This window comes from Collibacillus ludicampi, assembly GCF_023705585.1.
In the GTDB taxonomy this organism is placed as follows: domain Bacteria; phylum Bacillota; class Bacilli; order Tumebacillales; family BOQE01; genus Collibacillus; species Collibacillus ludicampi.
Map to the genome: position 1 here is coordinate 77,719 of NZ_BOQE01000001.1, position 25,608 is coordinate 103,326.

31 protein-coding genes and 1 pseudogene are annotated in these 25,608 nt (G+C 48.4%); 2 read left to right on the forward strand and 30 right to left on the reverse strand.

Annotation, left to right across the window (positions count from 1 at the left end):
• Positions 1–10: 10 nt before the first annotated feature.
• From DNHGIG_RS00440 to spoIIIAA, 23 genes are all read right to left on the reverse strand, one after another.
• Positions 11–871 (reverse strand): NAD(+)/NADH kinase, encoded by an 861-nt coding sequence (locus tag DNHGIG_RS00440; protein WP_282197815.1) that lies wholly within the window; start codon positions 869–871, stop codon positions 11–13.
• A gap of 23 nt (positions 872–894) precedes the next feature.
• Positions 895–1,746, reverse strand: coding sequence for a TlyA family RNA methyltransferase (locus tag DNHGIG_RS00445; protein WP_282197816.1), 852 nt, complete (start codon positions 1,744–1,746; stop codon positions 895–897).
• Positions 1,747–1,833: 87 nt separating this feature from the next.
• Positions 1,834–3,726 carry a 1-deoxy-D-xylulose-5-phosphate synthase gene (gene dxs / locus DNHGIG_RS00450; RefSeq protein ID WP_282197817.1) on the reverse strand — a complete coding sequence of 631 codons (1,893 nt, stop codon included), beginning with the start codon at positions 3,724–3,726 and terminating at the stop codon, positions 1,834–1,836.
• A gap of 238 nt (positions 3,727–3,964) precedes the next feature.
• Positions 3,965–4,171, reverse strand: a complete 207-nt coding sequence (locus DNHGIG_RS00455) for a DUF1657 domain-containing protein (RefSeq protein ID WP_282197818.1) — start codon at positions 4,169–4,171, stop codon at positions 3,965–3,967.
• A 62-nt stretch (positions 4,172–4,233) separates the two neighbouring features.
• Complete coding sequence (locus DNHGIG_RS00460) at positions 4,234–5,127, reverse strand: polyprenyl synthetase family protein (protein WP_282197819.1); 894 nt, start codon at positions 5,125–5,127, stop codon at positions 4,234–4,236.
• On the reverse strand, positions 5,124–5,372 hold the full coding sequence (gene xseB, locus DNHGIG_RS00465; RefSeq protein ID WP_282197820.1) for an exodeoxyribonuclease VII small subunit: 249 nt from the start codon (positions 5,370–5,372) through the stop codon (positions 5,124–5,126). The genes DNHGIG_RS00460 and xseB overlap by 4 nt, the downstream gene beginning before the upstream one ends.
• Positions 5,356–6,726, reverse strand: a complete 1,371-nt coding sequence (gene xseA / locus DNHGIG_RS00470; protein ID WP_282197821.1) for an exodeoxyribonuclease VII large subunit — start codon at positions 6,724–6,726, stop codon at positions 5,356–5,358. The genes xseB and xseA overlap by 17 nt, the downstream gene beginning before the upstream one ends.
• A gap of 79 nt (positions 6,727–6,805) precedes the next feature.
• Positions 6,806–7,828 carry an NAD(P)/FAD-dependent oxidoreductase gene (locus DNHGIG_RS00475; protein ID WP_282197822.1) on the reverse strand — a complete coding sequence of 341 codons (1,023 nt, stop codon included), beginning with the start codon at positions 7,826–7,828 and terminating at the stop codon, positions 6,806–6,808.
• Between the two features lie 67 nt (positions 7,829–7,895).
• Entirely contained in the window at positions 7,896–8,876 is a 981-nt protein-coding gene (locus DNHGIG_RS00480; RefSeq protein ID WP_282197823.1) for a Kae1-like domain-containing protein, read from the reverse strand.
• The gene (nusB, locus tag DNHGIG_RS00485) at positions 8,873–9,295 is read right to left on the reverse strand and encodes a transcription antitermination factor NusB (protein WP_282197824.1); all 423 of its coding nucleotides are present in this window, start codon (positions 9,293–9,295) and stop codon (positions 8,873–8,875) included. Before nusB ends, DNHGIG_RS00480 begins: the two co-directional genes overlap by 4 nt.
• 130 nt (positions 9,296–9,425) lie before the next feature.
• Positions 9,426–9,659, reverse strand: a complete 234-nt coding sequence (locus tag DNHGIG_RS00490) for a DUF2273 domain-containing protein (RefSeq protein ID WP_282197825.1) — start codon at positions 9,657–9,659, stop codon at positions 9,426–9,428.
• A gap of 1 nt (position 9,660) precedes the next feature.
• The gene (gene amaP / locus DNHGIG_RS00495) at positions 9,661–10,206 is read right to left on the reverse strand and encodes an alkaline shock response membrane anchor protein AmaP (protein WP_282197826.1); all 546 of its coding nucleotides are present in this window, start codon (positions 10,204–10,206) and stop codon (positions 9,661–9,663) included.
• Positions 10,207–10,257: 51 nt separating this feature from the next.
• Complete coding sequence (locus tag DNHGIG_RS00500; RefSeq protein WP_282197827.1) at positions 10,258–10,668, reverse strand: Asp23/Gls24 family envelope stress response protein; 411 nt, start codon at positions 10,666–10,668, stop codon at positions 10,258–10,260.
• A 128-nt stretch (positions 10,669–10,796) separates the two neighbouring features.
• Positions 10,797–12,137 carry an acetyl-CoA carboxylase biotin carboxylase subunit gene (gene accC / locus DNHGIG_RS00505; protein ID WP_282197828.1) on the reverse strand — a complete coding sequence of 447 codons (1,341 nt, stop codon included), beginning with the start codon at positions 12,135–12,137 and terminating at the stop codon, positions 10,797–10,799.
• Positions 12,138–12,155: 18 nt separating this feature from the next.
• Complete coding sequence (gene accB, locus DNHGIG_RS00510) at positions 12,156–12,683, reverse strand: acetyl-CoA carboxylase biotin carboxyl carrier protein (RefSeq protein ID WP_282197829.1); 528 nt, start codon at positions 12,681–12,683, stop codon at positions 12,156–12,158.
• 188 nt (positions 12,684–12,871) lie between these two features.
• Positions 12,872–13,465 carry a SpoIIIAH-like family protein gene (locus DNHGIG_RS00515; protein ID WP_282197830.1) on the reverse strand — a complete coding sequence of 198 codons (594 nt, stop codon included), beginning with the start codon at positions 13,463–13,465 and terminating at the stop codon, positions 12,872–12,874.
• Positions 13,466–13,494: 29 nt separating this feature from the next.
• The gene (spoIIIAG, locus tag DNHGIG_RS00520; protein WP_282197831.1) at positions 13,495–14,064 is read right to left on the reverse strand and encodes a stage III sporulation protein AG; all 570 of its coding nucleotides are present in this window, start codon (positions 14,062–14,064) and stop codon (positions 13,495–13,497) included.
• Positions 14,065–14,083: 19 nt separating this feature from the next.
• Entirely contained in the window at positions 14,084–14,728 is a 645-nt protein-coding gene (gene spoIIIAF / locus DNHGIG_RS00525) for a stage III sporulation protein AF (RefSeq protein WP_282197832.1), read from the reverse strand.
• A gap of 4 nt (positions 14,729–14,732) precedes the next feature.
• Complete coding sequence (gene spoIIIAE / locus DNHGIG_RS00530; RefSeq protein WP_282197833.1) at positions 14,733–15,908, reverse strand: stage III sporulation protein AE; 1,176 nt, start codon at positions 15,906–15,908, stop codon at positions 14,733–14,735.
• 16 nt (positions 15,909–15,924) lie between these two features.
• Positions 15,925–16,311 (reverse strand): stage III sporulation protein AD, encoded by a 387-nt coding sequence (gene spoIIIAD, locus DNHGIG_RS00535; RefSeq protein ID WP_282197834.1) that lies wholly within the window; start codon positions 16,309–16,311, stop codon positions 15,925–15,927.
• 25 nt (positions 16,312–16,336) lie between these two features.
• Entirely contained in the window at positions 16,337–16,543 is a 207-nt protein-coding gene (spoIIIAC, locus tag DNHGIG_RS00540; protein ID WP_282197835.1) for a stage III sporulation protein AC, read from the reverse strand.
• Positions 16,544–16,554: 11 nt separating this feature from the next.
• The gene (gene spoIIIAB, locus DNHGIG_RS00545; RefSeq protein WP_282197836.1) at positions 16,555–17,073 is read right to left on the reverse strand and encodes a stage III sporulation protein SpoIIIAB; all 519 of its coding nucleotides are present in this window, start codon (positions 17,071–17,073) and stop codon (positions 16,555–16,557) included.
• Entirely contained in the window at positions 17,070–18,062 is a 993-nt protein-coding gene (gene spoIIIAA / locus DNHGIG_RS00550) for a stage III sporulation protein AA (protein ID WP_282197837.1), read from the reverse strand. Before spoIIIAA ends, spoIIIAB begins: the two co-directional genes overlap by 4 nt.
• A gap of 221 nt (positions 18,063–18,283) precedes the next feature.
• On the opposite strand from spoIIIAA, the gene DNHGIG_RS00555 reads away from it, so the two are divergent.
• Positions 18,284–18,427 carry a hypothetical protein gene (locus DNHGIG_RS00555; RefSeq protein ID WP_282197838.1) on the forward strand — a complete coding sequence of 48 codons (144 nt, stop codon included), beginning with the start codon at positions 18,284–18,286 and terminating at the stop codon, positions 18,425–18,427.
• Between the two features lie 54 nt (positions 18,428–18,481).
• On the opposite strand, the gene DNHGIG_RS00560 is transcribed toward DNHGIG_RS00555, so the two are convergent.
• The 5 genes and pseudogenes from DNHGIG_RS00560 to aroQ form a co-directional block, all read right to left on the reverse strand.
• Positions 18,482–18,931, reverse strand: coding sequence for a CD1247 N-terminal domain-containing protein (locus DNHGIG_RS00560; RefSeq protein ID WP_282197839.1), 450 nt, complete (start codon positions 18,929–18,931; stop codon positions 18,482–18,484).
• Positions 18,932–19,000: 69 nt separating this feature from the next.
• Positions 19,001–19,276, reverse strand: a complete 276-nt coding sequence (locus DNHGIG_RS00565; RefSeq protein WP_282197840.1) for a YqhV family protein — start codon at positions 19,274–19,276, stop codon at positions 19,001–19,003.
• A 423-nt stretch (positions 19,277–19,699) separates the two neighbouring features.
• Positions 19,700–20,257 carry an elongation factor P gene (gene efp / locus DNHGIG_RS00570; protein WP_282197841.1) on the reverse strand — a complete coding sequence of 186 codons (558 nt, stop codon included), beginning with the start codon at positions 20,255–20,257 and terminating at the stop codon, positions 19,700–19,702.
• A 69-nt stretch (positions 20,258–20,326) separates the two neighbouring features.
• Positions 20,327–21,400, reverse strand: a pseudogene (locus tag DNHGIG_RS00575) (M24 family metallopeptidase).
• 24 nt (positions 21,401–21,424) lie between these two features.
• The gene (gene aroQ, locus DNHGIG_RS00580) at positions 21,425–21,880 is read right to left on the reverse strand and encodes a type II 3-dehydroquinate dehydratase (RefSeq protein ID WP_282197842.1); all 456 of its coding nucleotides are present in this window, start codon (positions 21,878–21,880) and stop codon (positions 21,425–21,427) included.
• A 148-nt stretch (positions 21,881–22,028) separates the two neighbouring features.
• Between aroQ and DNHGIG_RS00585 the strand changes: the two genes are divergently transcribed.
• Positions 22,029–22,652 (forward strand): histidine phosphatase family protein, encoded by a 624-nt coding sequence (locus tag DNHGIG_RS00585; protein WP_282197843.1) that lies wholly within the window; start codon positions 22,029–22,031, stop codon positions 22,650–22,652.
• A gap of 122 nt (positions 22,653–22,774) precedes the next feature.
• Here the strand turns inward: DNHGIG_RS00585 and gcvPB are convergent, their stop codons facing one another.
• Together gcvPB and gcvPA are read right to left on the reverse strand one after the other, a co-directional pair.
• The gene (gcvPB, locus tag DNHGIG_RS00590) at positions 22,775–24,241 is read right to left on the reverse strand and encodes an aminomethyl-transferring glycine dehydrogenase subunit GcvPB (protein WP_282197844.1); all 1,467 of its coding nucleotides are present in this window, start codon (positions 24,239–24,241) and stop codon (positions 22,775–22,777) included.
• Positions 24,238–25,587 carry an aminomethyl-transferring glycine dehydrogenase subunit GcvPA gene (gene gcvPA, locus DNHGIG_RS00595; protein ID WP_282197845.1) on the reverse strand — a complete coding sequence of 450 codons (1,350 nt, stop codon included), beginning with the start codon at positions 25,585–25,587 and terminating at the stop codon, positions 24,238–24,240. Before gcvPA ends, gcvPB begins: the two co-directional genes overlap by 4 nt.
• Between the last annotated feature and the right edge of the window lie 21 nt (positions 25,588–25,608).

Sequence of the window (25,608 nt, forward strand, 5' to 3'; positions counted from 1 at the left end):
TGCACCTTCCTTACATATCAAGTGGCTCACGTAATTTTTTGCGGAGAACGTCAAAGAATTCCCGTTCCTTCCATTTGATGAGAGTCGTTTCGTACTTAGCTTTTTTGACAATAACCGTATCATTACGCGATAGTGTGAATCCGATCTGTCCGTCAACAGACACTCCTATATCGTGATGGGAAGCGGATACTTCAACGCGCACCACCTGCTCACCCGAAATCACGATCGGTCGCGTACTTAGGCGATGCGGACAAATAGGCGTCAACAAAATCACTTGCATATGCGGAGAAACGATCGGCCCGCCGCAAGAAAGCGAATATGCGGTAGAACCGGTAGGAGATGAAATGATTAAGCCATCGCCCGAATAGGTTTCCACATACATATCATCGACGAAAATACGCAATGTCACCATTCGTCCGAATGAGCGTTTGGCGATGCCGATATCATTTAAACCAATGGCCGATTGAATGATGCGACCTTCTCTCTCTATGCTTGTTTCCAACATCATGCGTTTCTCCAACGCAAAATCCCCATTAAGAACACGGCAAACAGCTTTTTTCAAATCATCAGGTTCGGCTTCAGAAAGAAAACCGAGATTTCCTACATTAATCCCCAACATAGGCAAACCGAAAGGTGCCAAGCGGCGAGCCATACCGAGCAATGTTCCATCGCCACCGAGCACGAATACAAGATCTACTTTACCCGGGAATTGCTCAATATGTAAAGCGCGGTCCTTCCGATCAACGAGGTCAGCTACATCCGCATCCACATAGACGCTCGCCCCTTGTTCTTCAATCAAGCGTATCAATTCCTTCGTGACAGGGATCGCCTTCGGTTTTGCTTGGTTCACTGCCAATCCGATCGTCTTCATGATGACCCCTTCCCATTATCCTCTTACCCTTCCGATTCACATGAAAGCGTTTGTTCGTTTCTCAAGCTTTGATGCGAAACAGTAACCGTCCGCTCGATTTGTTCCCGTAGTGATTCTCCTTGAAATCCCGATGTCGCCGATCCTTCCAGATGAGCGAGAAATTCGATATTCCCATCTCCGCCGGTAATCGGGGAATATGTGATGCCGCGCACTTGAAATCCTTCCCGGATGGCCGCTTCCAATACGGATTGCAGGACTTCTTTGTGCACTTCCGGGTCACGCACGATCCCGTTCTTACCCACTTTCTCTCGCCCCGCTTCAAATTGGGGTTTAATCAAAGTAATCAATATCCCATCAGGCTTTAAAATCTCACGAATCACGGGGAAAAGGATACGTACAGAGATAAAAGATACGTCCATCACGGCGGCATCCGGTCGTTCACCTTTGAGATCCTCCACTTTCAAGTAGCGAAAATTCGTGCGTTCCATGACAACCACGCGAGGATCTTGACGCAATTTCCATGCGAGTTGGCCATAACCCACATCGACTGCATACACGAGTTTGGCTCCGTTCTGTAATGCGCAATCGGTGAATCCGCCTGTGGAAGCACCGATGTCGATAACCACTTTCTCTCGAAGTGTAATGGGAAACGTGTTGAGCGCCTTCTCGAGTTTGAGCCCTCCCCGCGAGACGTAAGGATGCACCTCGCCTTTCACTTCGATATTCGCATCCACATGGAATTTCGTACCCGCTTTATCGACTCGTTCGCCATTCACTCGAACCAGTCCAGCCATGACAGCCGCTTTCGCCCGTTCACGTGAAGTAAAAAATCCTTTCTCGACTAACAAGACATCCAAACGTTCTTTTGTGCGCATATGCTCTCCTGCTCTTATCATTTGGTACTGGTTGAACGTATGCTTTCCGTTCTCGCAGCGCGGTGATCGTCTCGCCTCACGGAGAGTTCACGCCCGCTGTCGTTTACGAGGGGTGATCATTTTTACCTCTTCAACAATGCGCTCCGCCGTTACGCCTACCGACTCCAACAATTGATTGACGGAGCCGTGTTCAATAAACCGATCCGGCAATCCGATGGGACAGAGATCGATCCCGTGAATTCCGTTTTGCGCATAAAATTCAAGGATGGCTCCCCCCATGCCTCCTGATACAACCGCTTCTTCGACAGTGACGATCCGATAGCCGCGAGCAGCGATCTCCAGAAGTAATTCAGAATCTAACGGTTTAACAAAGCGCATGTTCACGAGCATGGGACGTATCCCTTCGGCCGCCAGAAGATCGATTGCACGTTCCGACAGTTCGATCATACCCGGTCCCAATGCAAGTATGGCGACCGGGTCATTTCCTTCACGAAGAATCTCTGCTTTACCAATCGGAATGGTTCGAAATGCTTCATCCATAGAAACGCCTCGCCCTTCACCGCGCGGATATCTGACCGCTACTGGTCCCGGTTGTTGAAGGGCCGTATATATCATATGTCTCAATTCGTTTTCGTCCTTGGGCATCATAATCGTCATATTCGGAACTGCGCGCAAGAACGAAATATCAAACACACCTTGATGTGTCTCACCATCCGCCCCCACAAGTCCCGCACGGTCGATAGCAAATACAACAGGCAAATTCTGGATGCAAATATCGTGAATGACCTGATCGTATGCGCGTTGCAAAAACGTCGAATAGACCGCGAAGACAGGACGCATGCCCGCACAAGCTAATCCCGCCGCAAATGTGGCTGCATGCTGTTCCGCTATTCCCACATCAAAGAATCGGTCGGGAAATTCCACAGCAAATTTACTCAGACCGGTACCGCTTGGCATAGCCGCAGTGATCGCAACGATTCGCTCATCTTCTTTCGCGAGTGTTCTCAGCGTGTCGCCGAACACATTGCTGTATTGAGGAGCTTTAGCCACTACTTTCGGTGCTTGTCCCGTCTCAATATTGAACGGATTCACCCCGTGAAATTTATCCGGCGCCTCTTCGGCAACAGCGTAACCTTTACCTTTTTTCGTGATCACATGCAACAAAACAGGTCCTTTAACCTGTTTCGCTTGTTCAAGCATCTCAAGCAATAACGGAATGTTGTGTCCGTCGATCGGTCCGAGATAAGTAAAACCGATCTCTTCAAAGAGCATCCCGGGTACCATCAGATATTTGACCGAATCTTTCACGCGTTCCAATGCTTTCGCCACTCGGTCTCCGATGGAAGGAACCTTGTGCAAAAGATTCGCCACTTCCGATTTTACGCTCTTATAGTGAGAATGGTTTCTCAGTTTCGCCAAGTAATTCGACATCGCACCCACATTGGGTGCGATCGACATTTCATTATCGTTCAGGACGACGATGACATCGGTTCCCATATGACCGATATGGTTCATCGCTTCAAAAGCCATACCGCCAGTCATGGCCCCATCGCCAATGACCGCGACAACATGATATTGTTCCCCTTTGAGGTCACGCGCCATCGCATATCCTGCCGCCGCAGAAATCGAGGTAGCCGCGTGACCGACATCAAACATATCATGCTCGCTTTCTTTTCGTTTTGGGAAACCGGATAATCCTTTGTATTTGCGCAAAGTGGGAAAAAGTTCCTTACGTCCCGTTAATATTTTGTGTACATACGCCTGATGGCCCACATCCCAGATCAATTTGTCTTTCGGAGAATCAAACACGTGATGGAGTGCGATCGTCAGCTCCACGACACCCAGATTTGGGCCAAAATGACCGCCTGTTACCGAGATCGTCTCGATCAAAAACTGACGAATCTCATCAGCCAGTCGTTTTAACTCTTGGACCGACATCCTTTTGATATCAGAGGGGCTATTGACATTTTCCAGCAACATGCATGTACCGCCTCTTTCAAGTTTTTAGTTATATTAACCAGATACTATATGTGTCCATTCATTATGTAATCGCCCTTCCCTTAAAGGGCGTCCACCGTTGAATACGCTGAACATGTCACAAGGACGTTATACTATATGATATCACAGTGTTCGACAAGATCCAATGTTTGACTAACGATTTGGATGGACCGGAAATAAAAGAGTACCTGAAAATCAGGTACTCTCGGTTGAGGGATCCTTACTGCTGCCGATATTGCGGCTCTTGTTGTTGGATGTAATTCAATCTTGCTTTCAGTGTCATCACGGTGTTCTCCATCGTTTGTGCCAACTGATTATACATTTGCTTGGCTTGCGGATCGACCGTATCCAGTGCAAATGATTTGAGATTTGCCATGACACTTTCCGCAGAAGCAATCGTTTGCTGCATCTTGGTTCCAACTGTCATAGGATCACCTCCATATATAGTTTGTACAGGAGGTATACGCTCACGCCTGTTAAATTATGGGCTCAGGATTCCCGGCCCATCAAATAATCAGCGATCGAATGAAGGATGGTCGTATCGTAGGGCAATGTCTTAAGTGCCTCATGTGCCTCATCTGTCAATTGGTTAACCTTTTGTTGCGATTCGCTCAACCCAAACAAGCTCACATACGTCGATTTGTCATGTGCGAGATCAGAACCCACCTTTTTTCCCAGCTTTTCCGTATCTCCCACGATATCCAGGATGTCGTCACGAATCTGGAACGCCAGACCCATGCGCCATGCATAGCGACTGAGAGCAGATAGCGTCTCTTCTGTCGCACCGGCAAAAAGCCCACCCATGCGCACTGCCGCATGGATTAAGGCGCCTGTTTTATGCTTATGGATAAAAGCCAGCATGTTTTCATCCGCTTTTTTCCCTTCATGCAGCAGATCGGCCACCTGACCGCCGACCATGCCATAGACGCCGGCACCGTAAGCCAATTCACGGATGATCTGGAGCAGACGCGTTTCGCCGCCCGCAGGCATCTTGGTTTCCGCCAATACTTGGAAAGCGAGCGTCAATAATCCATCCCCGGCCAAAATCGCGATCGCATCCCCGTAAATCTTGTGATTGGTCGGTTTTCCACGACGAAAATCGTCATTGTCCATCGCCGGGAGATCATCATGGATCAACGAATAGGTATGAATGAGCTCAGTGGCGCAAGCGACAGGAAGACCGTCGTGGATATCTCCACCCAATGTCTCGATCACGGCGAGGGTGAGAATCGGCCGCAATCGTTTTCCACCGGCGAATACACTATATCGCATGGACTCGAACAGGATATCCGGATATTGGCCGGATGCAGGCAGATAACGTTCGAGAGCCTGTTCTACCAACTGCGCACGCGTTTTCATGTATTCCCTGCAATCAAATGTCATCTTTCGTCCTCCGGATTGAATGGTTTTTTCAGAAACTCTCCATTCTCCTTTACGAGCATCTCGATTTTCTGCTCTGCCTGATCGAGCTTATCGCGGCAGATTTTTGCCATTTTCATGCCTTCTTGAAAATTTTCGATCGCCTTCTCAAGAGGCAGTTCACCTGACTCAAGATCGCGAACGATCTGCTCTAAGCGTTCGAGCGCACTTTCAAACGTTACATCTTCTTGTTCATTTCTCAGAGTCATTCACTGCTTCCTCCAATCCCCAAACATGACAATCCACATGACCATCATGAAGTCTGACCTGAACCAAGTCTCCCAATTGTACATCATGCAAACTGCGAATCAATTTTCGTTCCTTTCCGTCCTGCCGATAAACAAGTGCATATCCACGCTTCATGACGAGAAGCGGGCTGTAGGCTTGCATTTTATCCAATAAACGCTCATAGCAGTGATTTTCTTTTTCCAATTGCGCTGCCATAACGGTTTGTAAGCGGCCGGCTGCAAACTGCAGTTGTTGTTCCATCCGTTTCAGCCGTTCTACAGGTGAGACTGCTTGCAAACGTCCCGTCCATTCTGCGAGTTTGCGTGCGCGTGAGCCTGTGAGCCTTGTGAGTCTGAGTTCTAACTCATTTTCCAAATGATCGACCCACTGTCTCTTTTGAGCGATCGTTTGTTTCGGCCGCAAGAATACGGTCGACTGTTCGATTCTTTCCAAGCGTCTCTTGGATTCGCGAATGGTTCCGATCATTGCGTTCGTCAAACGTTCTTCCAATTGATATACATGGCGTGTCAATTCACCCAAATGAGGAACAGCCAGTTCAGCGGCGGCAGTAGGGGTTGCAGCACGAACGTCCGCCACGAAATCGGCGATCGTAAAATCCGTTTCATGACCGACGGCAGAGATAACAGGGATTTTCGAGGCAAATATGGCCCGTGCGACAACCTCTTCGTTAAACGCCCAGAGTTCTTCAAGTGAACCCCCTCCGCGGCCAACGATAAGGACATCCACCTCTGCCAAAGCGTTCATTGTTTGAATGGCGAGCGCGATTGACGGTGCCGCTTCCGGTCCTTGTACCAGCACGGGATGAAGAATTACGTGAGCCACAGGATACCGCCTACGGATCGTCGTAATAATATCACGGACGGCCGCCCCCGTCGGCGAGGTAATGACACCGATCGTTCGCGGAAACGCAGGGAGCGGTCGCTTGCGTTCGGGCGCAAACAATCCTTCCTGTTCAAGCCGCTCTTTCAGCTGCTGAAACGCCAGATACAGGGCTCCCAAACCGTCGGGTTGCATTTCCTCCACGTAAAATTGATACTGCCCGTCTCTTTCGAACACCGACACATAACCTCTGACAATGACTTTCATCCCGTCTTTGGGAAGAAAAGTAAGGGAACGATTCGCGCTTTTGAACATGATCGATTTCAAACGGCTGCCGCTATCCTTTAATGTGAAATACATATGTCCGCTCGAATGATGAGTGAAATTCGAAATCTCACCGCGCACCCAACAATCCCGCAATCGATCATCTTGATCAAACATCATTTTGATATAACGAGTAACGTCAGATACCGTCAGAATCGTTTGCTGCTCCATGATCTACCTCCCGCCTGCCTCCTGTAGAAACGGCAAAAAGTTCACGCCAATCGATTGACGTGAACTCCGTCCCCACGCATTAATGCTTGCCGCCAAACCCTGAGGAACTGTGTCCCGGATGCAGCTTCGAATTGGGATCCAAGTAAATCTTCGCGTTGTTAATGGCGGTAGGCGCTTCACCAAATCCGGTAGCGATCAGTTTCAGTTTGCCCGGATACGTGACGATATCTCCTGCAGCATAGACGCCGGGAATATTCGTTTCCATCTTTGTATTCACAACGATGGAATTATTTTCGATTTCCAATCCCCATTCGAGAATAGGTCCCAAGGATGCGGAGAATCCGAGCGCACCGATTACGGCATCCACCTCGATCCATTCCTCCGTTTTTTCCTTCGAGTTGACCAACAATCCCTTTTGGAGCTTACCTTCTCCTTCGACTGCTTTCAATTCCGTGAAGACTTTCACATCAACAGTCGAAGCCAAAATTTTGTTCACGCTGTCTTCGTGTGCGCGAAAACGGTCGCTGCGGTGGATCAATGTCACTTTTTTCGCGATTCCTTCAAGCATCATCGCATAGTCGAACGCGGAATCCCCACCGCCGACGATCAAGACGTGTTTTCCTGCATAATTTTCTTTATTTTCAATAAAATACGCGATGCCTTTGCCGTCTTCAAACAATTCCGCACCGGCAGCTGGCAATCGGCGAGGGGTAAACGCCCCGATTCCCGCTGTGATGAGTACCGCGCGAGAATAATGTACGGTCGTGTTTGTCGTCAGGCGAAAGGTACCATCCTCCTGTTTGACCAACCCCGACACTTTTTCATTCAAACATACGGTGGGATTATATTGCAGGGCTTGTTCCTTCAGTCCTGCCACAAGATCCTTTGCAAGAACCTTCGGAAAACCTGCCACGTCGTAAATGTATTTCTCGGGATACAATTCAGCCAGTTGCCCTCCCAACTGAGGCAAGCTATCGATCAATTTTACCGACATGTTTCGTACACCCGCATAGAATGTCGCGAACAATCCCGCCGGTCCTCCACCGATAATCGTAATGTCGTATACGTTCTCGTCACGTTTCAATGCAAGCTCATCGGCCATGGAACGGTCTCCTTTCTCCAACCCTTTGCAGAAAACTCATACTCTGCTCCATTATACTATAGCCCAGTTAATCTACCAAATCTTTTATAGAGTTTGAACATACTCTTAGAGACAAAAGCCCCAACCTGGCGACCCCGAAAGCATTATCCGTCGAATATTGCGGTTCGGCAAAATAGAGCTTCGCTTTAACTGCCGGGTGTTCCATTCTCTGGCGGAGACGAGCACGAATAAAACCGTTAGCGGCAACCCCACCGACAATGAGGATATGGTTCAATCTCGTTTCCGACATAGCGCGGAGCAGAACTTTTTCCAAAGCCTTCGCTATACATTTCTCTACCGCACGCGCGATCGACGCTCGATCCACTCCTTGTTCGATGAGACGCAGGGCAGCAGAAGCCGGCCCGGAAAAGGAGAGATCGTATCCGCGGACAGACACAGGCAGAGACACGGATGCACTTTCTTTCCCTTGATGAGCGAGCATCGCCAATTTCTCTAGGTGAGGTCCCGAAGGGAACGGAAGCCCGAGAGCCACTCCCACACGATCAACGAATTGACCCGCGTGCAGATCGCTCGATGATCCCAGTTCTTCGATGATATAACCGGAAACCAGGCGTTTCACACGCAGCAGGTCAGTGGTTCCCCCTGAGATGTGGACAGCCAGAAACTCATTCGCCTCAACGTTTCCCGCCGAGCCTTCTCCTGCAGATATATGTCCTTCTTGATGAGTCGTGCGGAAAAGAGGTACATCACGGGAAGCGGCGATCGCACGGGCTACACTTTCACCCGCCAAGAAGACAGGCATATAGGAACCCTCAAGCGGACGCGGCTTTACGGAGACCGCAACTCCGGACAAATGGTTGATCGGCCCAATCTCTTCGAGAAGTTTCGGTAAATTTTTTATATGTTGAAACAATGCGGCCGATTGTTGCAGTCCTCTCCCCCCTTCTTTCACGGACAACAACATTCGACCTTCTTTGCGAATGGAACCTTCCGAATCTATGAGACAAACTGAGGTCGTATAATTGCTCGTATCGATACCCAAGATCATTCGTTCGTTTGACTCCCTTTCAAGATATCGAGATCACGAATGATTTTCCCCAATACACCATTTACGAATTTACCCGATTCGGGGGTAGAGAACGCTTTGGCTAATTCAACCGCTTCGTTGATCACTACACTGACTGGAACATCCGTTTCATGCAGCAACTCATATACGGCTAAGCGTAAAACGTTCCGGTCAACGGAAGCCATTCTGTCCAATTCCCACCCTGAAGCATACTGCCCGATGACCGCATCGATCCGCTTCAAATTTGCCTCCGTACCCATAACAAGTTTACGCAGAAATGAAAGATCTTTTAATCCACCGTCTTCCGTCACGTGTCTGATAGCCTCTTCCACCGGCACATCTGCCATGTCGATCTGATATAAACTCTGTAACGCTTTCTCCCTAGCAACTCTTCGACTCACACAATCCACTCCTTTTCAGAGGTTCTTAAAAAGAAATCATTTCAAATCATCTCATGAATACTCATCCGTTTGGCAAGATTGATTGACATTAGTCTACCCTCATCGCAAAAGAAACCACCGTTCCGGTGGTTTAATCACGCGATTTATTTGGCATGATTCGATCGATGACATCCCGCCAATCTTCATTCACTTCGAACATGCGTCCCAATGAATAACCGAGCAAAACAAATCCCAAGAATACAATCGTCTTCCAAAAGCCAACGATCAAATATAAAAGTCCAAACACTCCTCCGAGAAGTGCGCCCAGAAACCGTCGATCCGCCGATAGCAGCCATAAACCGATCTTCCCCAACGTCTCTTTCATGCTACTCCAACCTCGACTGCCGCGTTCCCTGAGCGACAGGTCTCTTTGCTATATCCTCAACATATACGCGCACTTCTTCCACATTCGTGCCGGAAGTTTCTTCAACATAATGTTTCACTTTCGTTTGTAACGTCTCCGTCAAAACGGGAATATCCAGATCGGGATCACATGCCATTTTCATAGCGACGCGTATGCCATGCTCCGTTTTATGTACCTTCGTTTTCAGATCGTGAACGCCACGAATTCCGCGAGCAGCCCGTACAGCCAGACTTTCAAGCGTTGTCAGCGAGATGCGGATGTCTCCGCAATCGGTCGTACGTATGATCGCTTCCGGTTCACGCCGTCTTCTCCGCCCGCTGCGTATCAGCAAGAAACGCACGGAAATAAGGAACAGCAAAAGGGAGACCCCTATGGCTATTGCCGTGCCATCAGCGCCGAAAACCAGAGGAAAGACGTTAAAACCGATCGCTTGTATAAAGACGAGTAGCGAGATAAACGCGACGATACACGCATAAAAGAAAAGTAAGATTCGGTCCGGGATCGTCACTGCTTGTCCCCCCTAAGTAGACTATACCCCCTGCTCTGAGGGGGAGAAAAGTCACCGTACGCGTGTAGGCGTTTGATTATGTTCTTCTTCCTTTTCTTCATTCTTGAAAGTGACACCCAAAATATGCACGTTCACTTCCACGACTTCGAGACCCGTCATGCTCTCAATCGCTTTTTTCACATTCTCCTGGATCTCCGTGGCTACGTCGGGGATTCTTACGCCATACTCAACGACGATGGAAACATCCACAGCACACTGTTTTTGTCCAACTTCCACTTTGACCCCTTTGGAAAGGTTCTTTCTGCCTAAGAGTTCAGCGATCCCGCCAACGACTCCACCGCTCATTCCCGCAACCCCCCGTACCTCGGTCGCCGCGAGACCGGCTATAATCTCGATAACCTCGTTTGCAATGCGAACTTGCCCAATTTCCGTCATATCCATGTCCATATCCATATTATTCATAATTGCCAGCCTCCTTGTCTCTACGCACTGGTACCATGAGTATACCAAAATCATGGTTTTATGACAAATTTAACAGACTACTTCCTAAAAAAAAGGGTGACCTATTTTACAGATCACCCTTTTTCATGCTAGATCTTATAGATTTCAAGGAATTTCGTATTGACATCCCCAGATACAAATGCAGGATGTTCCAACACTTTCAGATGAAATGGAATGGTCGTTTTAATTCCTTCTATTTGAAATTCGGATAATGCCCGCTTCATCCTTGCGATCGCTTCTTCGCGGGTTGCTCCCCAAACGATCAATTTCGCGATCATGGAATCATAGAAAGGTGTAACCTTATAACCAGGGTATGCGGCAGAGTCAACACGTACCCCAAATCCTCCTGGAGGTAAATAAGACGTGATTGTTCCGGGAGATGGCATGAAATTCTTTTCAGGATCTTCCGCATTAATACGGCATTCGATCGCCCATCCGTTCAACTTCACGTCCTCTTGTGTAAACGATAATTTCTCTCCGGCGGCGACACGGATCTGCTCTTGTATGAGATCAAAACCGGTTACCCATTCGGTAACAGGATGTTCGACCTGAATCCGGGTATTCATCTCCATAAAATAAAAATTCCCGTGCTTATCATAGAGAAACTCGACTGTACCCGCACCGGAATAGCCAACGGCACGTGCAGCCGCGACAGCCGCTTCCCCCATCTGTTTACGTTTCTCAGGTGTCAGAGCCGGCGAAGGCGCCTCTTCAATCAACTTCTGGTGACGGCGCTGGACGGAACAATCCCGCTCTCCCAAATATACCACATTGCCGTAATTGTCCGCCATGATCTGAATTTCAACATGGCGAGGTTCCTCGACGTACTTCTCCAGGTAAACGCCCGCGTTACCGAAATTGGCTTCTGCTTCCACTTGCGCGATTTGAATCGACTTTTCCAATTCTTCCGGATTATTTGCGACGCGCATCCCTTTTCCGCCGCCGCCAGCCGTCGCTTTGATGATCACCGGATAGCCGATCGTCTCAGCAACGCTTAGTGCCTCTCCCACGTCATCGATAAGACCTTCCGTTCCCGGTACGATCGGCACATTCGCTTTGCGCATCGTCTCCTTGGCAACAGACTTGTCCCCCATTTTCTCGATTGCTTCTGGCGAAGGACCGATGAAGGTGATTCCGCAGGAAGCGCAAATATCGGCGAAGTCGGAATTTTCGGCAAGAAACCCATATCCAGGGTGGATTGCTTCCGCACCTGTGAGCATGGCGGTCGAGATGATGTTGGGGATATTCAAATAACTTTGTTTTCCGGCAGTCGGTCCCACACAATAGGCCTCATCTGCAAGTTTTACATGTAATGCCTCACGATCCGCCTCAGAGTAAATCGCTACGGTTTGAATGCCCAATTCCTTGCACGCGCGAATCACACGCACAGCTATCTCGCCGCGGTTCGCAATGAGTATTTTCTTAAACACCTTTTGTCCCCCGTTTCCTTACTCTGGTTTCACCAGGAACATCGGCTGTCCATATTCGACAAGTTGGCCATTCTCCACAAGAATGTCAACGATCTCTCCGCGAACTTCAGCTTCAATTTCGTTCATCAGTTTCATTGCCTCGACGATGCATACCACGGTTCTCTCAGTAACTTTATCACCCACTTGAACGTAGGGAGGTGCATCGGGTGCTGGAGCACGATAAAAAGTTCCTACCATAGGAGAAACGATTTTTACAAAGCTCGAGTCTTCCACATCACCTTTTTTGACAGGTGCCTTCTCCGGCGTCCCCTCTTTTTTGACTTCTGGCGCTTCATACTGCACCGGTGCAGGAGCGGGTGCAGCAGGAACTGGAGTCATCGTTGCTACTGCCGGCTGCTGGATCGCGGGTGATGAAACCGCTTGCAGACCTGCGACTTCTGATTTTCTTATGGTCAACTTTGTGCCTGCCGATTCCACGTTCAATTCCGCGATGCTTGTTTCATCAAGTAAGCGGATCAACTCTCGAATCTCGTTCAATTTGAACATAATCTATATGTACCTCCTTTACTCGCTAAAAAAACATTATAACATTGTAAGTATACCATACCTTTTCTTTATTTCCACTCGCATCCCATTTTAAAAGTACGTGTGCAATAAGAAAAAACAAACAGAGACAAGCCGTTCTATGAAAAAACAGACATAAAAAATAAAGTGGCCCGTACGGGCCGGTATTTTTAAGGATGATAGGAGACGATCACATTGGAATTGGGAACATTTAATTGCGATTTGACGATCGACATAATTTTCACGACTTGATTGGGATTCAGATCTTGCGCTTGCACTGTCACTTTGTAGATGCCGGTATCCTCTTTCGAAACAATCGCATCCGGGAATCCTTCCGCCTTGATCTGTTCGACGATCGCATCTTGTTTGTCGGAGAGGGTCTGCAGTTCTTCCATTTGTTTCTGCGCTTTTGCCGCCTCTTCCGCAGACGTTTTGTTATTGGCAATCTTATCTTGTAACTCGGCGATCTGTTCCGATAGACGCTTCTTCTCTTGCAATTCGGCAGACGCAAAGTAATCGGAAGGCGCGTTCGTTTGTTCCTGATTATCCTTTGCGGATGGTTCCTCTTTTTTGCCCGCGTTCGTGTTGTCTGTACTCTTTTTCGCTACATCATCTTTTTTCATATCAGGTTTATCTGTCTGTGTGACCGTATCTTTCGCGGTTGTCGGTACAGGTTGAATATTTTGCCCCACCGTGTAATAACCGATCAACATCAGGGAAAGAATCATCATGGTAGAAAGCCATACCGTTTGTCTGTTCGCCATACGAATACCTCCTTGATTTTTTAAAACATTCATTTCTTAGGCTGGATCGAGATTTTAAATGCGGGAACATCGAGGACACGCTGTATGGCATCCAAGATCGCCAATTGCACGCGTGGATTCTCGGCTCCTTTGGCCATTACAAGCACACCGCGAACATGCGGCTTGACCCTTTTCACGACGACTGGATGGTCTCCATCCCCATCTTTAGTGATAAGAATCTGGTTATTTTCATTCATTTGTGTGGTGACTCGCGTTCCCCCTTGCTTATCTGTCTCATTCGTGGTTGTTTTGTTGTTCTGATCATTCGTCGCATACAGTACCTCCTCTGTTGAGTCGAGATTCACCATAACACTGACATCGGATACTCCCTGCAACTGGTTAAGCATTTCAGTGAGTCGGGTTTCATACATCTTTTCAAAATCATGAGTCGAAGGTTGATCAGTGCTGACTGTTGGGTGGGCAGGGTCTACAGCTTGAGGAGATGTTTTATTCTGGTTCGTTGGAAACAGCGATCCTCCAAATAGCAGGAACACTCCTAATAGACCGAGTACCCACAGCCATTTCGGCTTCCTGGAAAGAGACTTCCAATCGAAAGGCATCTCGTATTCATCCCCTCTATTACGCCTGCTCCCAATGGATCTCTATGCTTGATTTCGGGATTTGTAAATCGGCGGATATTTCTGATAGGATTTGATTGTTCCATTCCATCATCTCCGGAGTGATACTCGTCTCATTCTCTTGCCGTTTGTTCTCACCGACTTCGACATGAACCGGATCGATCGGTTTAACGGCAGAAACGCTGTCTGAATCTTTCTTCGTACGGATCACAAGTTTCACACCTTGAATCTCAGGAACATGTTCAGGGTCCCCTTGTTTCTGAGCGACTTTCAAGGAAACGTCTGTGACCGTTACGGCATACTGTTTCTCGACTTGCTCTTTGATCGATGTGCAGATGTGGTTTTTCCACTCTTCTTCGGCTAAAGTTCGTTGTTCCTGTTGTAAAGAATTTCCCTCCTGAAGAATCTTCTCTAAATTTAGATTTTGTGTTCCATGCTTCGACGAAGGAAATTCGAGCGCATCCAGCGAAAACGAACGGGAAAACAAGGCGGTAATCGGTGAAAGCATCGTAAGGATGATCAAGAATCCCATGACCATTTTGACATAACGTTGCATCGTCCCGTTCGGCAGAAGCAAATCGAGTAATACGGCGAGTAAAACCACGAGTATAACTTTCTTTAACCAGAGACTGATCATCGCCACCATGCGCTCACCTCATCATGACCGTCAAGTTGCCTGAAATAATGATGATCGTCACGGCCAGGAAGAACATCAAACCTACAGTAGCCAAAGCGGCGAATACCAGAATCAGTGTCTTTCCGATCGTGGAAAGACAAGAGATGATCGGCGAATGACCGAGCGGCTGCATGACCGCTGCTGATAGATTAAAAATCATCGCAAGAGAGATGATTTTAATCGCCGGGAAAGCGGCCATGAGCAACAAAATCACCATCCCAGCGATCCCCACTGAATTTTTGATAAGCAAGCTCGCACCAACGACCGTATCTGCCGCATCGGCAAACATTTTTCCAACGACGGGAATGAATGTGGAAGAAGCGTATTTTGCTGCACGTATAGAAACACCGTCAGCAATCGCACCTGCAGCCCCTTGAACGGACATCACCCCCAAAAAGACAGAGAAAAACAGCCCCAAGAGTCCAATGGCAGTGGTTCGCAGGAAACCTGCCAATTCTGTCACTTTGTAGCGTTCCGACAAGGTCGAGACGATCGTTAATACAGCGGAAAAAAAGACGAGTGGAAAGATGAAATAGTAGATAAGATCGGCAATGGAGTCGACCGTAAAAACAATCAATGGGTGCATCATCGCCACCGCATGAAACGATCCGAGACTTGCGAGCAATGCCAGTACCATAGGAATACTTGCCATCATAAAATCGACCATGTTCCCGATTGCGTTCTTGGCATATCCAGTAGCCGTCAAAAAAGATTGTACCGCCAAGACGATCAAAACCATGTAGATCACCGCATAAGCGATTTTGGACACGTTCTGTCGTTCGAATGCGCTGTGTATGGTTTCCAGAATGGCCGCCAATACAGTCAACACGAGAATCGTGCCGAGAAGCTTTGAGTTTACAAACACCTCGTGGAAAAAAAATTTGATCAAACCTGTAAGAACCCCCTGCAGTGTAAATCCTTCCGCTTTGATCGCATCGATCAAACGAGGAGTATCATGTACTGGCATAAATGTTCCATATTGTTCCACGAGATCCCGCCAAAACTTATCCAAACCGCTGGTATCCAGATTCTGGACAGCTTTATCAACAAGCCCTTGGCTCGTCCCTCCCCCCTCCGCATAAACAGGAAAGGAAACCGTGAAGAGGAACATGAACAAGAGAAAGAAGGAGAAGATCCATCGTTGCTTCAAAAAATTCGTCCTCCTCTCACGGCAGTACCCGCAAAATGGTCTCAATAATCACCTGGATGATCGGTATGGCCAGTACAAGAATGAGAATTTTTCCCGCAAGTTCGATCTTTGCGGCGATCGCACCTTCTCCCGCGTCGCGCACGACCTGTGAACCGAACTCTGTGATATACGCAATACCTATGATCTTGAGAATTATGGAGAGGTACAACACATCGACATTCGCTTGTATGGCTAACTTTTGGATCACACTTAGAATCGCCTGTATTTTATCGAGCAGGAGAAGAAAGATGACCGCCCCCACCAAGATCGAGATGGTAAATGCGATTTGGGGCGTTTTCTGTTTGATTACGATGATGAGAATCGTGGCGATGAGCCCGAATCCCACAATCTGGACGATTTCCACGACTGATCACTTCCTGTTCCAACCGCTATTGAATTAAAAAGACGGATCGTATCTTCGTGAATAGGTCATCCAGATAGGAAACCACCATGATTAAAATCACGATAAATCCTGTTAATGTCGCCAATTGAGCAAATTCTTCTTTGCCGTAGTGTTTGAACAGTGTTGTAAGCACGGCTGCAATGATTCCCACGCCTGCGATTTGAAAAATGGCATGAATTCCGTTTATGCCCATTCCGCTTCCTCCTAATACAACAGGATCACGACAGCGATTCCAAGAAGGGCTCCCATGTAACGCCACATGCGTCCAAGGCGCATGCTCTCGTCTCTCGCTTCCTCTTCTTCGGCAGATAAACTACTACACGCGAGCGCGATATGTTTGATCTGATCTTCCCTGTCGGAGATGCCGAGCGTCTCTCCGAATTGAATCAATATCTCGATATCCTGTTTACGGAGATGAAGCCGTGGCATCCATTCATGAAGCACATCACGAAAAACCTCGGAGACTGGCCTACCGTCACCCTCCGTGATGTGCCGGGATAGAGCGAGAAACATCAAACGCATTTCTCCCGTAAACCTATCAGCGATCCGCCTGAACGCTTGGGGCAGTGGCGTTGCCCCATACAGGATTTCCGTCTCTAACATGCGCAGGGCAGTGATCAGTTGATGCAATTCGCGCGGCCGTTCATGATAGCGGTGAGCCTGACGCAGACCCATACCCGTCGCCGCGAGAATGACCAGAATCGCACCTACTGCTTTGATCATGAAGGTACGGCCTCCCGTACGTGAATACGCCCGCCTTGTCCGTCGTAAACGGCTTCAATGGTTCCAGGACCGGATCGTCTCGACAAAACGATATAACGGGAAAAGGCGCCGGCTTGAAACAATTCCCGTATGGCCGGGCGTTTGCGCACCTCTTGCAGCCCAAATCCGTGTGCGGTCGTAATGACGTGAACACCCGCATGGACCGCTTCGAGGATCGCTTCGCAGTCTTCCATGCGCCCGATTTCATCGGTGATCAGCAGTTGAGGTGACATCGAGCGAATCATCATTAACATCCCTTCTGCCTTTGGACAGGCATCCAGTACATCAGTACGAGAACCCACATCATGCTGCGGTACACCGTGAACACATCCTGCCAATTCCGAGCGTTCATCCACGATTCCAACTTTCATACCCTTCATGTTCGCATGCAGTGTCCCGTTGGAAATCTGCCGTGCAAGATCGCGTAACAACGTGGTTTTCCCACATTGAGGAGGCGAAATCAATAAGGTATTAAAAACGCGAGAAGTGGTCGGATCAATGACAAATTCCTTCAATCGGTTGGCAGCGCCGATGATTTCCCTTGCAATACGGATGTTAAAAGCGGCAATCTCTTTTAAGGTTCGTACTTGTCCTTCTTTTGAAAGCACCGCCCTTCCCGTGATGCCGATGCGATGACCACCCGTCACTGTGATATAGCCGCGACGCAATTCCTCCTCCAACGCATACAATGAAGAGCGAGTCACCAAATGAAGCGTTTGACGGATATCTTCTTCGTGCACGATTACGCTTCGTGCAGCATCCTTTTGCAAACCGCCCCGCTCATCCAGATATGCATCTTGTGAAGCATAATAGATTTGCAGAGCCTTCCCTTGCCGTAAGCGAATCTCCTCAAGCGATGAAAGCACACGCGTGGGAGCGCGTGTAACAACCTCCCTCAGGCGGGGAGACAAGAGCGGGTAAATCTGTTCCTCCAGTCTCCGATCCGGCATGTAAAACCCCCCTCGTGTTCCTCCAATCGTTACTCCATACATATGGGACAGGGGTGGGTATTATACCAATTTCTCCGCAAAAAAGAGAGTTCTTTATGTGTTCATGTTGTTGCTAGATTTCCGATGCGAATTTTTATCTCAGGTGACGGAAACAAGGTGAACTCTTTTTTGTGTACGTGCATGTAATAAAGTGTGGGAAAGGTTTTAAAGGAGGGGAATTTATGGAAAGAGGAGTTCATCCGATCATCAAATGGCTTGTCGTGTTTCTCATTCTTTTCCTTCTGGTGATGCTTCTGGTATTTTCATTTTCCCGATCAAAGCAACCAGTCGCGAAGCCTGCTCTAAGACCGGTCTATTATTACTAGATGAAAAGAGGGCAGAACCCTTGGAAACATAGGAGATGCCCTCTTTCTGTCCTATCATTCTTCGCCTACAACTGCGGGTGAGGAGTCGTTCACAAGAATCGTCTCATGGCATTCGGGACATAACACTTCCACGACGTCTTCATCGGCAAAAATGTCTTTATCCACATATACGCTCTCTTTACAATTAGGACAAGTCATATCGACACAATCGATGGCGCTATATTCATCCGTGTGATCATTCCAGCCGTCATGCTCTGCAAAATCATCATCTTCATCATAATCATCATAAAAATCGTCTTCCAGATCGCTCAGATCCTCATCCACCGCAGCCACATATTCTTCAAGATCGTCTTGTGAGCTGTGCAGCCGTTCCATCGCCATGACCATTTCATCTAATATTTCAAGCATCCCATGAATGATACGTCCTTCTGGCGATGCTTGGCTCACATTAAGCCCTTCAGAAAGGCCCCGTAAATAGGCAAGGCGTTCCTTGATGCGATTCATGCAAATTCTCCTCCTTCATTCTGGGAACATTCTGTAGTATGTTCCAGAGAGGAGGTTCACATTCCATCCCTATCCTCGTACTCCCCACAAAATCAAACCTACCCCCGCCATCACGAGCACCCTTCGCCATAATTCTAGCTTTTCTGCGAGCCCGATGAGTCCCAGGGTTGTGACCAGGATTAAAACGGTGGGCCCTACGAGCGATAGAACCGCATTGACCATTAACGCCCGTTCCACAGTACCAAAATAGAGCATGAGAAAGGCCGCCAACACTTCGATCGTACCCGATAAGAAACGTAGGCCCGCCATCCCCCACACGACGTGATCCACCATATTTCGAAACATCGTAAGTCCTCCTTGTCCCGAGTCTCCTTTTACAAGCTATGCAGGAAACGCGGGAGGTAGTCCCCTATTCATCGTCTTCATGTAGACAGACAGTGCTTGGGTGGATGTATCGCTTTGCGCTTGGGTTCGATGAAGGTCGTCCCGCCCGGATTCTAAACATAGGTTGCGGAACGACCTTCAACTCACCTCTGCGCTGCAAAGCGATATCATCCACCCAAAAGCCACTCAGTTTATTGTGTAAGCCTCAAACTTCTCTTCCCGTTCGAGAAACTTTACATCCTCTGTTGGCGCTGCTCACGGTATGTGTGCCTGTAAAGTATTTACCCCTTAACGACCAATGATGGCACCGCTTGCTGCAGGGGGCACCTAATAAAAAGAAACCCTGTCGCACTTGGCAACAGGGTTTCATGATGGCATCCATCCTTATGCACGGGAGACATATTCACCTGAACGCGTATCGATGATCAGACGGTCACCCACATTGATAAACAAGGGAACCTGAACGACATAACCCGTTTCGAGTGTGGCCGGTTTGGAACCGCCCGTCGCTGTGTCGCCGCGAATCCCCGGATCGGTTTCTACCACTTCGAGTTCAACGGTATTCGGAAGTTCGACACCGATCGCTGCTCCTTCATACATGACAACAAAACAGTTCATGTTCTCTTTCAAAAACTGCAGTTCATACTCCAATTGCGCTTTGGGAACATTGATTTGTTCAAACGTCTCCGTATCCATAAACGTGTACATTTCGCCGTCATTGTAGAGATACTGCATCTCACGGGTTTCCACGCGTGCACGCGGAACTTTCTCGCCTGCACGGAATGTCATTTCTTTCACGACACCGGTTTTTACATTCTTCAATTTGGTGCGAACAAACGCGGCTCCTTTTCCGGGTTTTACATGCAGGAATTCAACCACGCGCCAAATCTCACCATCGTATTCAATCGTTACGCCCGGACGAAAATCGTTACTTGAAATCATGAAATTTTTTCCTCCTCATACAATCTCGTGAATCTTACTTCTTAGTAGCTTCGGACAGGAAAGTGAATCCTATTCGAGAATCAACAGTTCCTTTGGTGAATGTGTCAGCAATTCGATTCCGTTTTCTGTGATGACGACATCATCTTCGATTCGGACGCCGCCTACATTCGGGATGTAGATTCCCGGTTCGACGGTTACCACCATTCCGGGTTCCAGCGGATCTTCAGAGAGTTTAGACAAGCGCGGCTCTTCATGAATAGCCAAGCCGATCCCATGACCCAAACTATGCCCGAAATGATCACCATATCCTTTAGCCTCAATCAAATCGCGCGAAAGTGCATCCGCTTCCTTGCCACTCATCCCCGGTTTGATATGGGCGAGCGCATGTTTTTGCGACTCCAGCACGATCTCATAGATCTCTTTCAAGCGTTCATCACGAGGATTTCCCAATGATACGGTGCGAGTGAGATCCGAACAATACCCTTTGTAGTAAGCCCCAAAGTCTAGCGTGACGAAGTCACCTTTTTCCAGAACCTTGTCGCTGGCTACCCCATGAGGTAAGCTCGAACTAACGCCTGATGCAACGATCGTATCAAAAGAGGAACCAGTCGCCCCGTTTTTGCGCATGAATATTTCCATTTCCAACGCGACTTCACGTTCCGTAACTCCTGGCAGCTAATAATGAAGAATGTGCGAAAACGTCGCATCCGCGATTTTGGCAGCTTCCCGTATGATCTCAATTTCGGAAGGGTCTTTCAAGCGGCGCAACCGTTCCACAAGTCCGGACGTTGGCACGAATTGCACGTGTTCCAAAAGATCCAGTACCTGTTTGTAGGTTGAAAATGTCACTTGGTCCTGTTCAAAGCCGAGTGATTGTACCCCCAACTCATGAACGAGTTTGACGATATCATCAAATGGCTTAGAGCCATGTTTCACGATGCGAAAATCAGGCGCTTGTGTGCCCGCTTGCTCCATATAACGAAAATCAGTGAATAAAACCGCTTCCTCACGTGTGATGACCAAATATCCGGAAGAACCCGTGAACCCGCTGAGGTAACGCCGATTTTCCGGAGAACATACGAGCAACGCATCAATCCCCGCTTCATCCAATCGATTTCGCAGGCGCGAAAGCCGCTGTTCCATACCCTCACCCTTCTTCCAGCAAGTTTATGTATGCAAGATGTTTTTTTCTCGAAAATGAGCGACGAGTGCTTGAAGAGCCAGTTGGTAACCGATTACGCCAAGGCCGACAATCTGTCCGAGAACGACAGGAGCGATGAATGATCTGTGCCGGAATTCCTCGCGTGCGTGGATATTTGAAAGATGCACTTCGATTGCTGGAATACAAACAGACGATAACGCATCCCGAATGGCGATGCTGTAATGGGTATATGCACCGGGATTGATGATGATTCCGTCGATTTCGCCCATCGCTTGATGAATACGATCGATGATCGCACCTTCATGATTGGATTGGAAACACTCGATTTCAACCCCAAACTTTTTCGCTTGTTCGGCCAACTCCTGATGGATGTCATCCAATGTTGCGCTTCCATAAATTTCAGGTTCGCGCATCCCCAGGAGATTAAGATTCGGGCCCTGTATTACTAACACTTTCGCCAAAGGAATTCATTCCTTCCCAGAAAAATTCCTTTGACATTGTAACATATCCGCAAGGCGTTGAGTAGGGTTATCGCACAGAATATGACACCTACACACAGCGGGCGTGCTATAATACCTTTAATAGGAATCGTTTGATAGAGGTGAAAAGATGCAAAAGACGGAAATTTGTCTTGTTCGACACGGCGAAACCCCATGGAACAAGGAAACACGCCTGCAAGGTTCGCAGGATATCGCGCTTTCCCCTCTCGGTATTTTGCAAGCGAAAACGGTGGCCGAGCGTCTCCGAAACGAATCATGGCACGCCATTTATTCCAGTGATCTCACCCGTGCGTATGATACCGCTAAATATATTCGCAGCGCCGTTGGTCTTTCGATCCCACATCACGTGGATAAGCGATTGAGAGAAAGGCACTACGGCACTCTTGAGGGTATGACGCGTGCAGAAATCCTGCAGCTATACCCTGATTTTCATTTACCTGACGATGAAGTCGTCATACCGGGTGTAGAAACACACGCAGATTTGCGTCAACGAGTATACCAAGCCATTCATGAGGTCGCAACCTTGCATCGGGGCAAAAGGATCATCATCGTCTCACACGGCGGTTCGATCCATGCATTTCTGTATAAAATAACAGGCCGACTTCCGGAACGCATCGGCAATACAGCGATCACAAGAATTACATGGGAAGACGGAAAATGGTATACGCACAGTATCAATGATACTTCGCATTTAGAAAATATGGAAATTCCTTCAACACAAAGAGATCGTTGATAAAAAATCCGAAAGAGTCTTCCGGTCGAGAATCGTTCATGGATACATGCATATCATTCAAGTTTGAATGGGGGTACCATCTGGTATTAAAAGGTACCCCCATTTTCATACCCTTTCCTAAATTACTCTTCCGATTTACGATAACGCAGGATCGGATTTCTTGCAGCGGAAGTTTCATCCAAACGATTAACCACCGTATGATATGGCGCATGTTTCACTTTCTCCGGTTCGCGTTCCGCTTCTTCCGCAATTTGAATCATCGCTTGTATGAAAGCTTCAAGAGTTTCTACATTCTCCGTTTCTGTCGGTTCGATCATGATTGCCTCTTCTACGGACAGCGGGAAATAGATGGTTGGCGGATGAAAACCGAAATCCAGCAAACGCTTCGCAATATCAAGCGTCTTGACACCGTTTTGTTTCTGCCGTTTGCCGGAAAGAACAAACTCATGTTTGCACACGCGATCATACGGAAGATCGTAATAGGGTTGCAGTCTGCGCATCATGTAGTTTGCATTCAAGACCGCATCTTCCGCCACTCGTTTCAATCCGTCGGGTCCCATCGTGCGAATATAGGCGTACGCACGTACAAGAATCCCGAAATTGCCGTAGAATCCTTTTACCTTTCCGATCGTTTGCGGCCGATCATAATTAAGCACGTATTTACCGTCTCTGTATTCGATGATCGGTACGGGCAAGAAAGGAACCAAATTGCTTTTCACACCCACAGGCCCTGCCCCCGGTCCTCCACCGCCATGTGGCGTGGAAAACGTCTTATGCAAGTTTAAGTGAACCACATCGAATCCCATGTCCCCCGGACGCGCATGACCTAAAATCGCATTCGCGTTCGCACCGTCGTAGTAGAGAAGGCCCCCTGCATCATGCACAATTCGTGCGATCTCTTCGATATTTTCTTCAAACAAACCTAGTGTCGAAGGATTGGTGAGCATGAGAGCTGCCGTATCCGGACCTACCGCACGCCGCAGAGCCTCAAGGTCAACACCACCTTGCTCGTTCGACTTGATCGTAACCGTTTTGAATCCGGCGATCGCAGCCGAAGCCGGATTGGTTCCGTGCGCCGAATCGGGCACGATCACCGTTGTCCGCTTCTCTCCTCGTGACTCATGGTAAGCCCGAATCATCAGAAGCCCCGTCCATTCCCCGTGCGCACCGGCTGCCGGTTGCAAGGATACTTGATCCATTCCCGTGATCTCTTCGAGTTCCTTTTGCAGATGATACATCAGTTCGAGCGCACCTTGGATGGTCTCTACATCTTGATAGGGGTGTATGGAAGCGAACCCGCTCAAACGAGCCATCTTTTCGTTCCGCTTCGGATTATATTTCATCGTACAGGATCCGAGAGGATAGAAACCCGAATCAACCCCATGATTACGCGTGGACAATTCCGTGTAATGGCGAATCAGATCAATCTCGCTGACTTCCGGAAGTTCCGCTTTTTTCTCACGCAAACATGACCCAGGTATCAGTGCAGACAGATCTTCTTCCGGAACGTCACACGCGGGCAGGCTGTACGCGGCCCGGTTTGGTCGCGAAAGTTCAAAGATCAACGCTTGGTCTTTTTCCTGTCTCATATCATTTCCTCCAGTCGTTCCGCCAGCATGTCGATATCGTCTTTCGTGCGAACCTCCGTTACGGCAAACAGCATCGCATCTTTATATTCAGGGTAGTCCCGTCCAAGATCATACCCGCCGATAATACCCGCAGCGAGCAATTCCTTATTCACCGTCTTCGGTTCCACTGGCAACTTGAGGGCAAACTCGTTAAAGAACGGTGCTGAAAACAAAGGTTCCACTCCTTTGACGGAGGCCAGGCGTTTTTGCGCGTAGTGCGCTTTTTGCAGATTCAATTTTGCGACTTCCTGGAACCCTTCTTTGCCCATATACGCCATATAGACTGTCGCCGCGATCGCATTAAGCGCCTGGTTTGAGCAGATATTGGAGGATGCCTTCTCGCGGCGGATGTGTTGTTCCCTTGCCTGCAATGTGAGTACGAACGCGCGTCGTCCATCCAAGTCTCTCGTTTGACCGACAACCCTGCCGGGGATGCGTCTCACATGTTCCGTCCTCGTTGCGAGGAAACCGAGATATGGGCCGCCAAATGAAAGGGGATTGCCCAGGCTCTGTCCTTCTCCGACCACGATGTCCGCACCGAGCGCGCCTGGAGCTTCAAGGATCCCCAAAGCGATCGGGTTCACCACCGCGATGAACAAAGCTTTCTTTGCATGCGCGAGTTCGGCGTACGTTTGGATGTCCTCGATGGAACCGAAGAAGTTCGGATATTGTACGATGACGCCGGCTACATCATCGCTTAATTTCGCTTCAAAATCTTTTGTATCCGTAAGTCCGTTCTCGATATCCACTTCAACCACTTCGATTTTTTGTCCGTATGCGTACGTGTTTAGAACCGCTCGGTATTCGGGATGAACGGCACGGGAAACGAGCAACTTCGTACGTCTCGTAGCGGAGCAAGCCATAATGCCCGCTTCCGCCATCGCCGTCGGGCCGTCATACATAGATGCATTGGAAACATCCATTCCGGTCAATTCACATATCATCGTTTGGAATTCAAAGATGGCTTGCAGATTTCCTTGGGAAATCTCCGGTTGATAAGGGGTATAGGCCGTGTAAAATTCCGAACGGCTGATGATCGCATCCACGACCGCAGGGATATGATGCTGATAAGCACCCGCACCCAGGAAACTGATATACTCATCCACGTTTGCGTTTTTTCCCGCAAGCCTTGCCATGTTGCGATTCAGTTCGACTTCAGACCACGCAGCAGGAATGTTTAATTCGCGGTTGAAGCGGATGGAAGAGGGGATATCCGCGAATAACTCATCCACTGATTCGATCCCCAAAAAATCCAGCATCCGTTTACGATCTTGTTCCGTATTGGGAATATAGCTGAACGATTTCACCTGATAACCTCCCGATAGTTC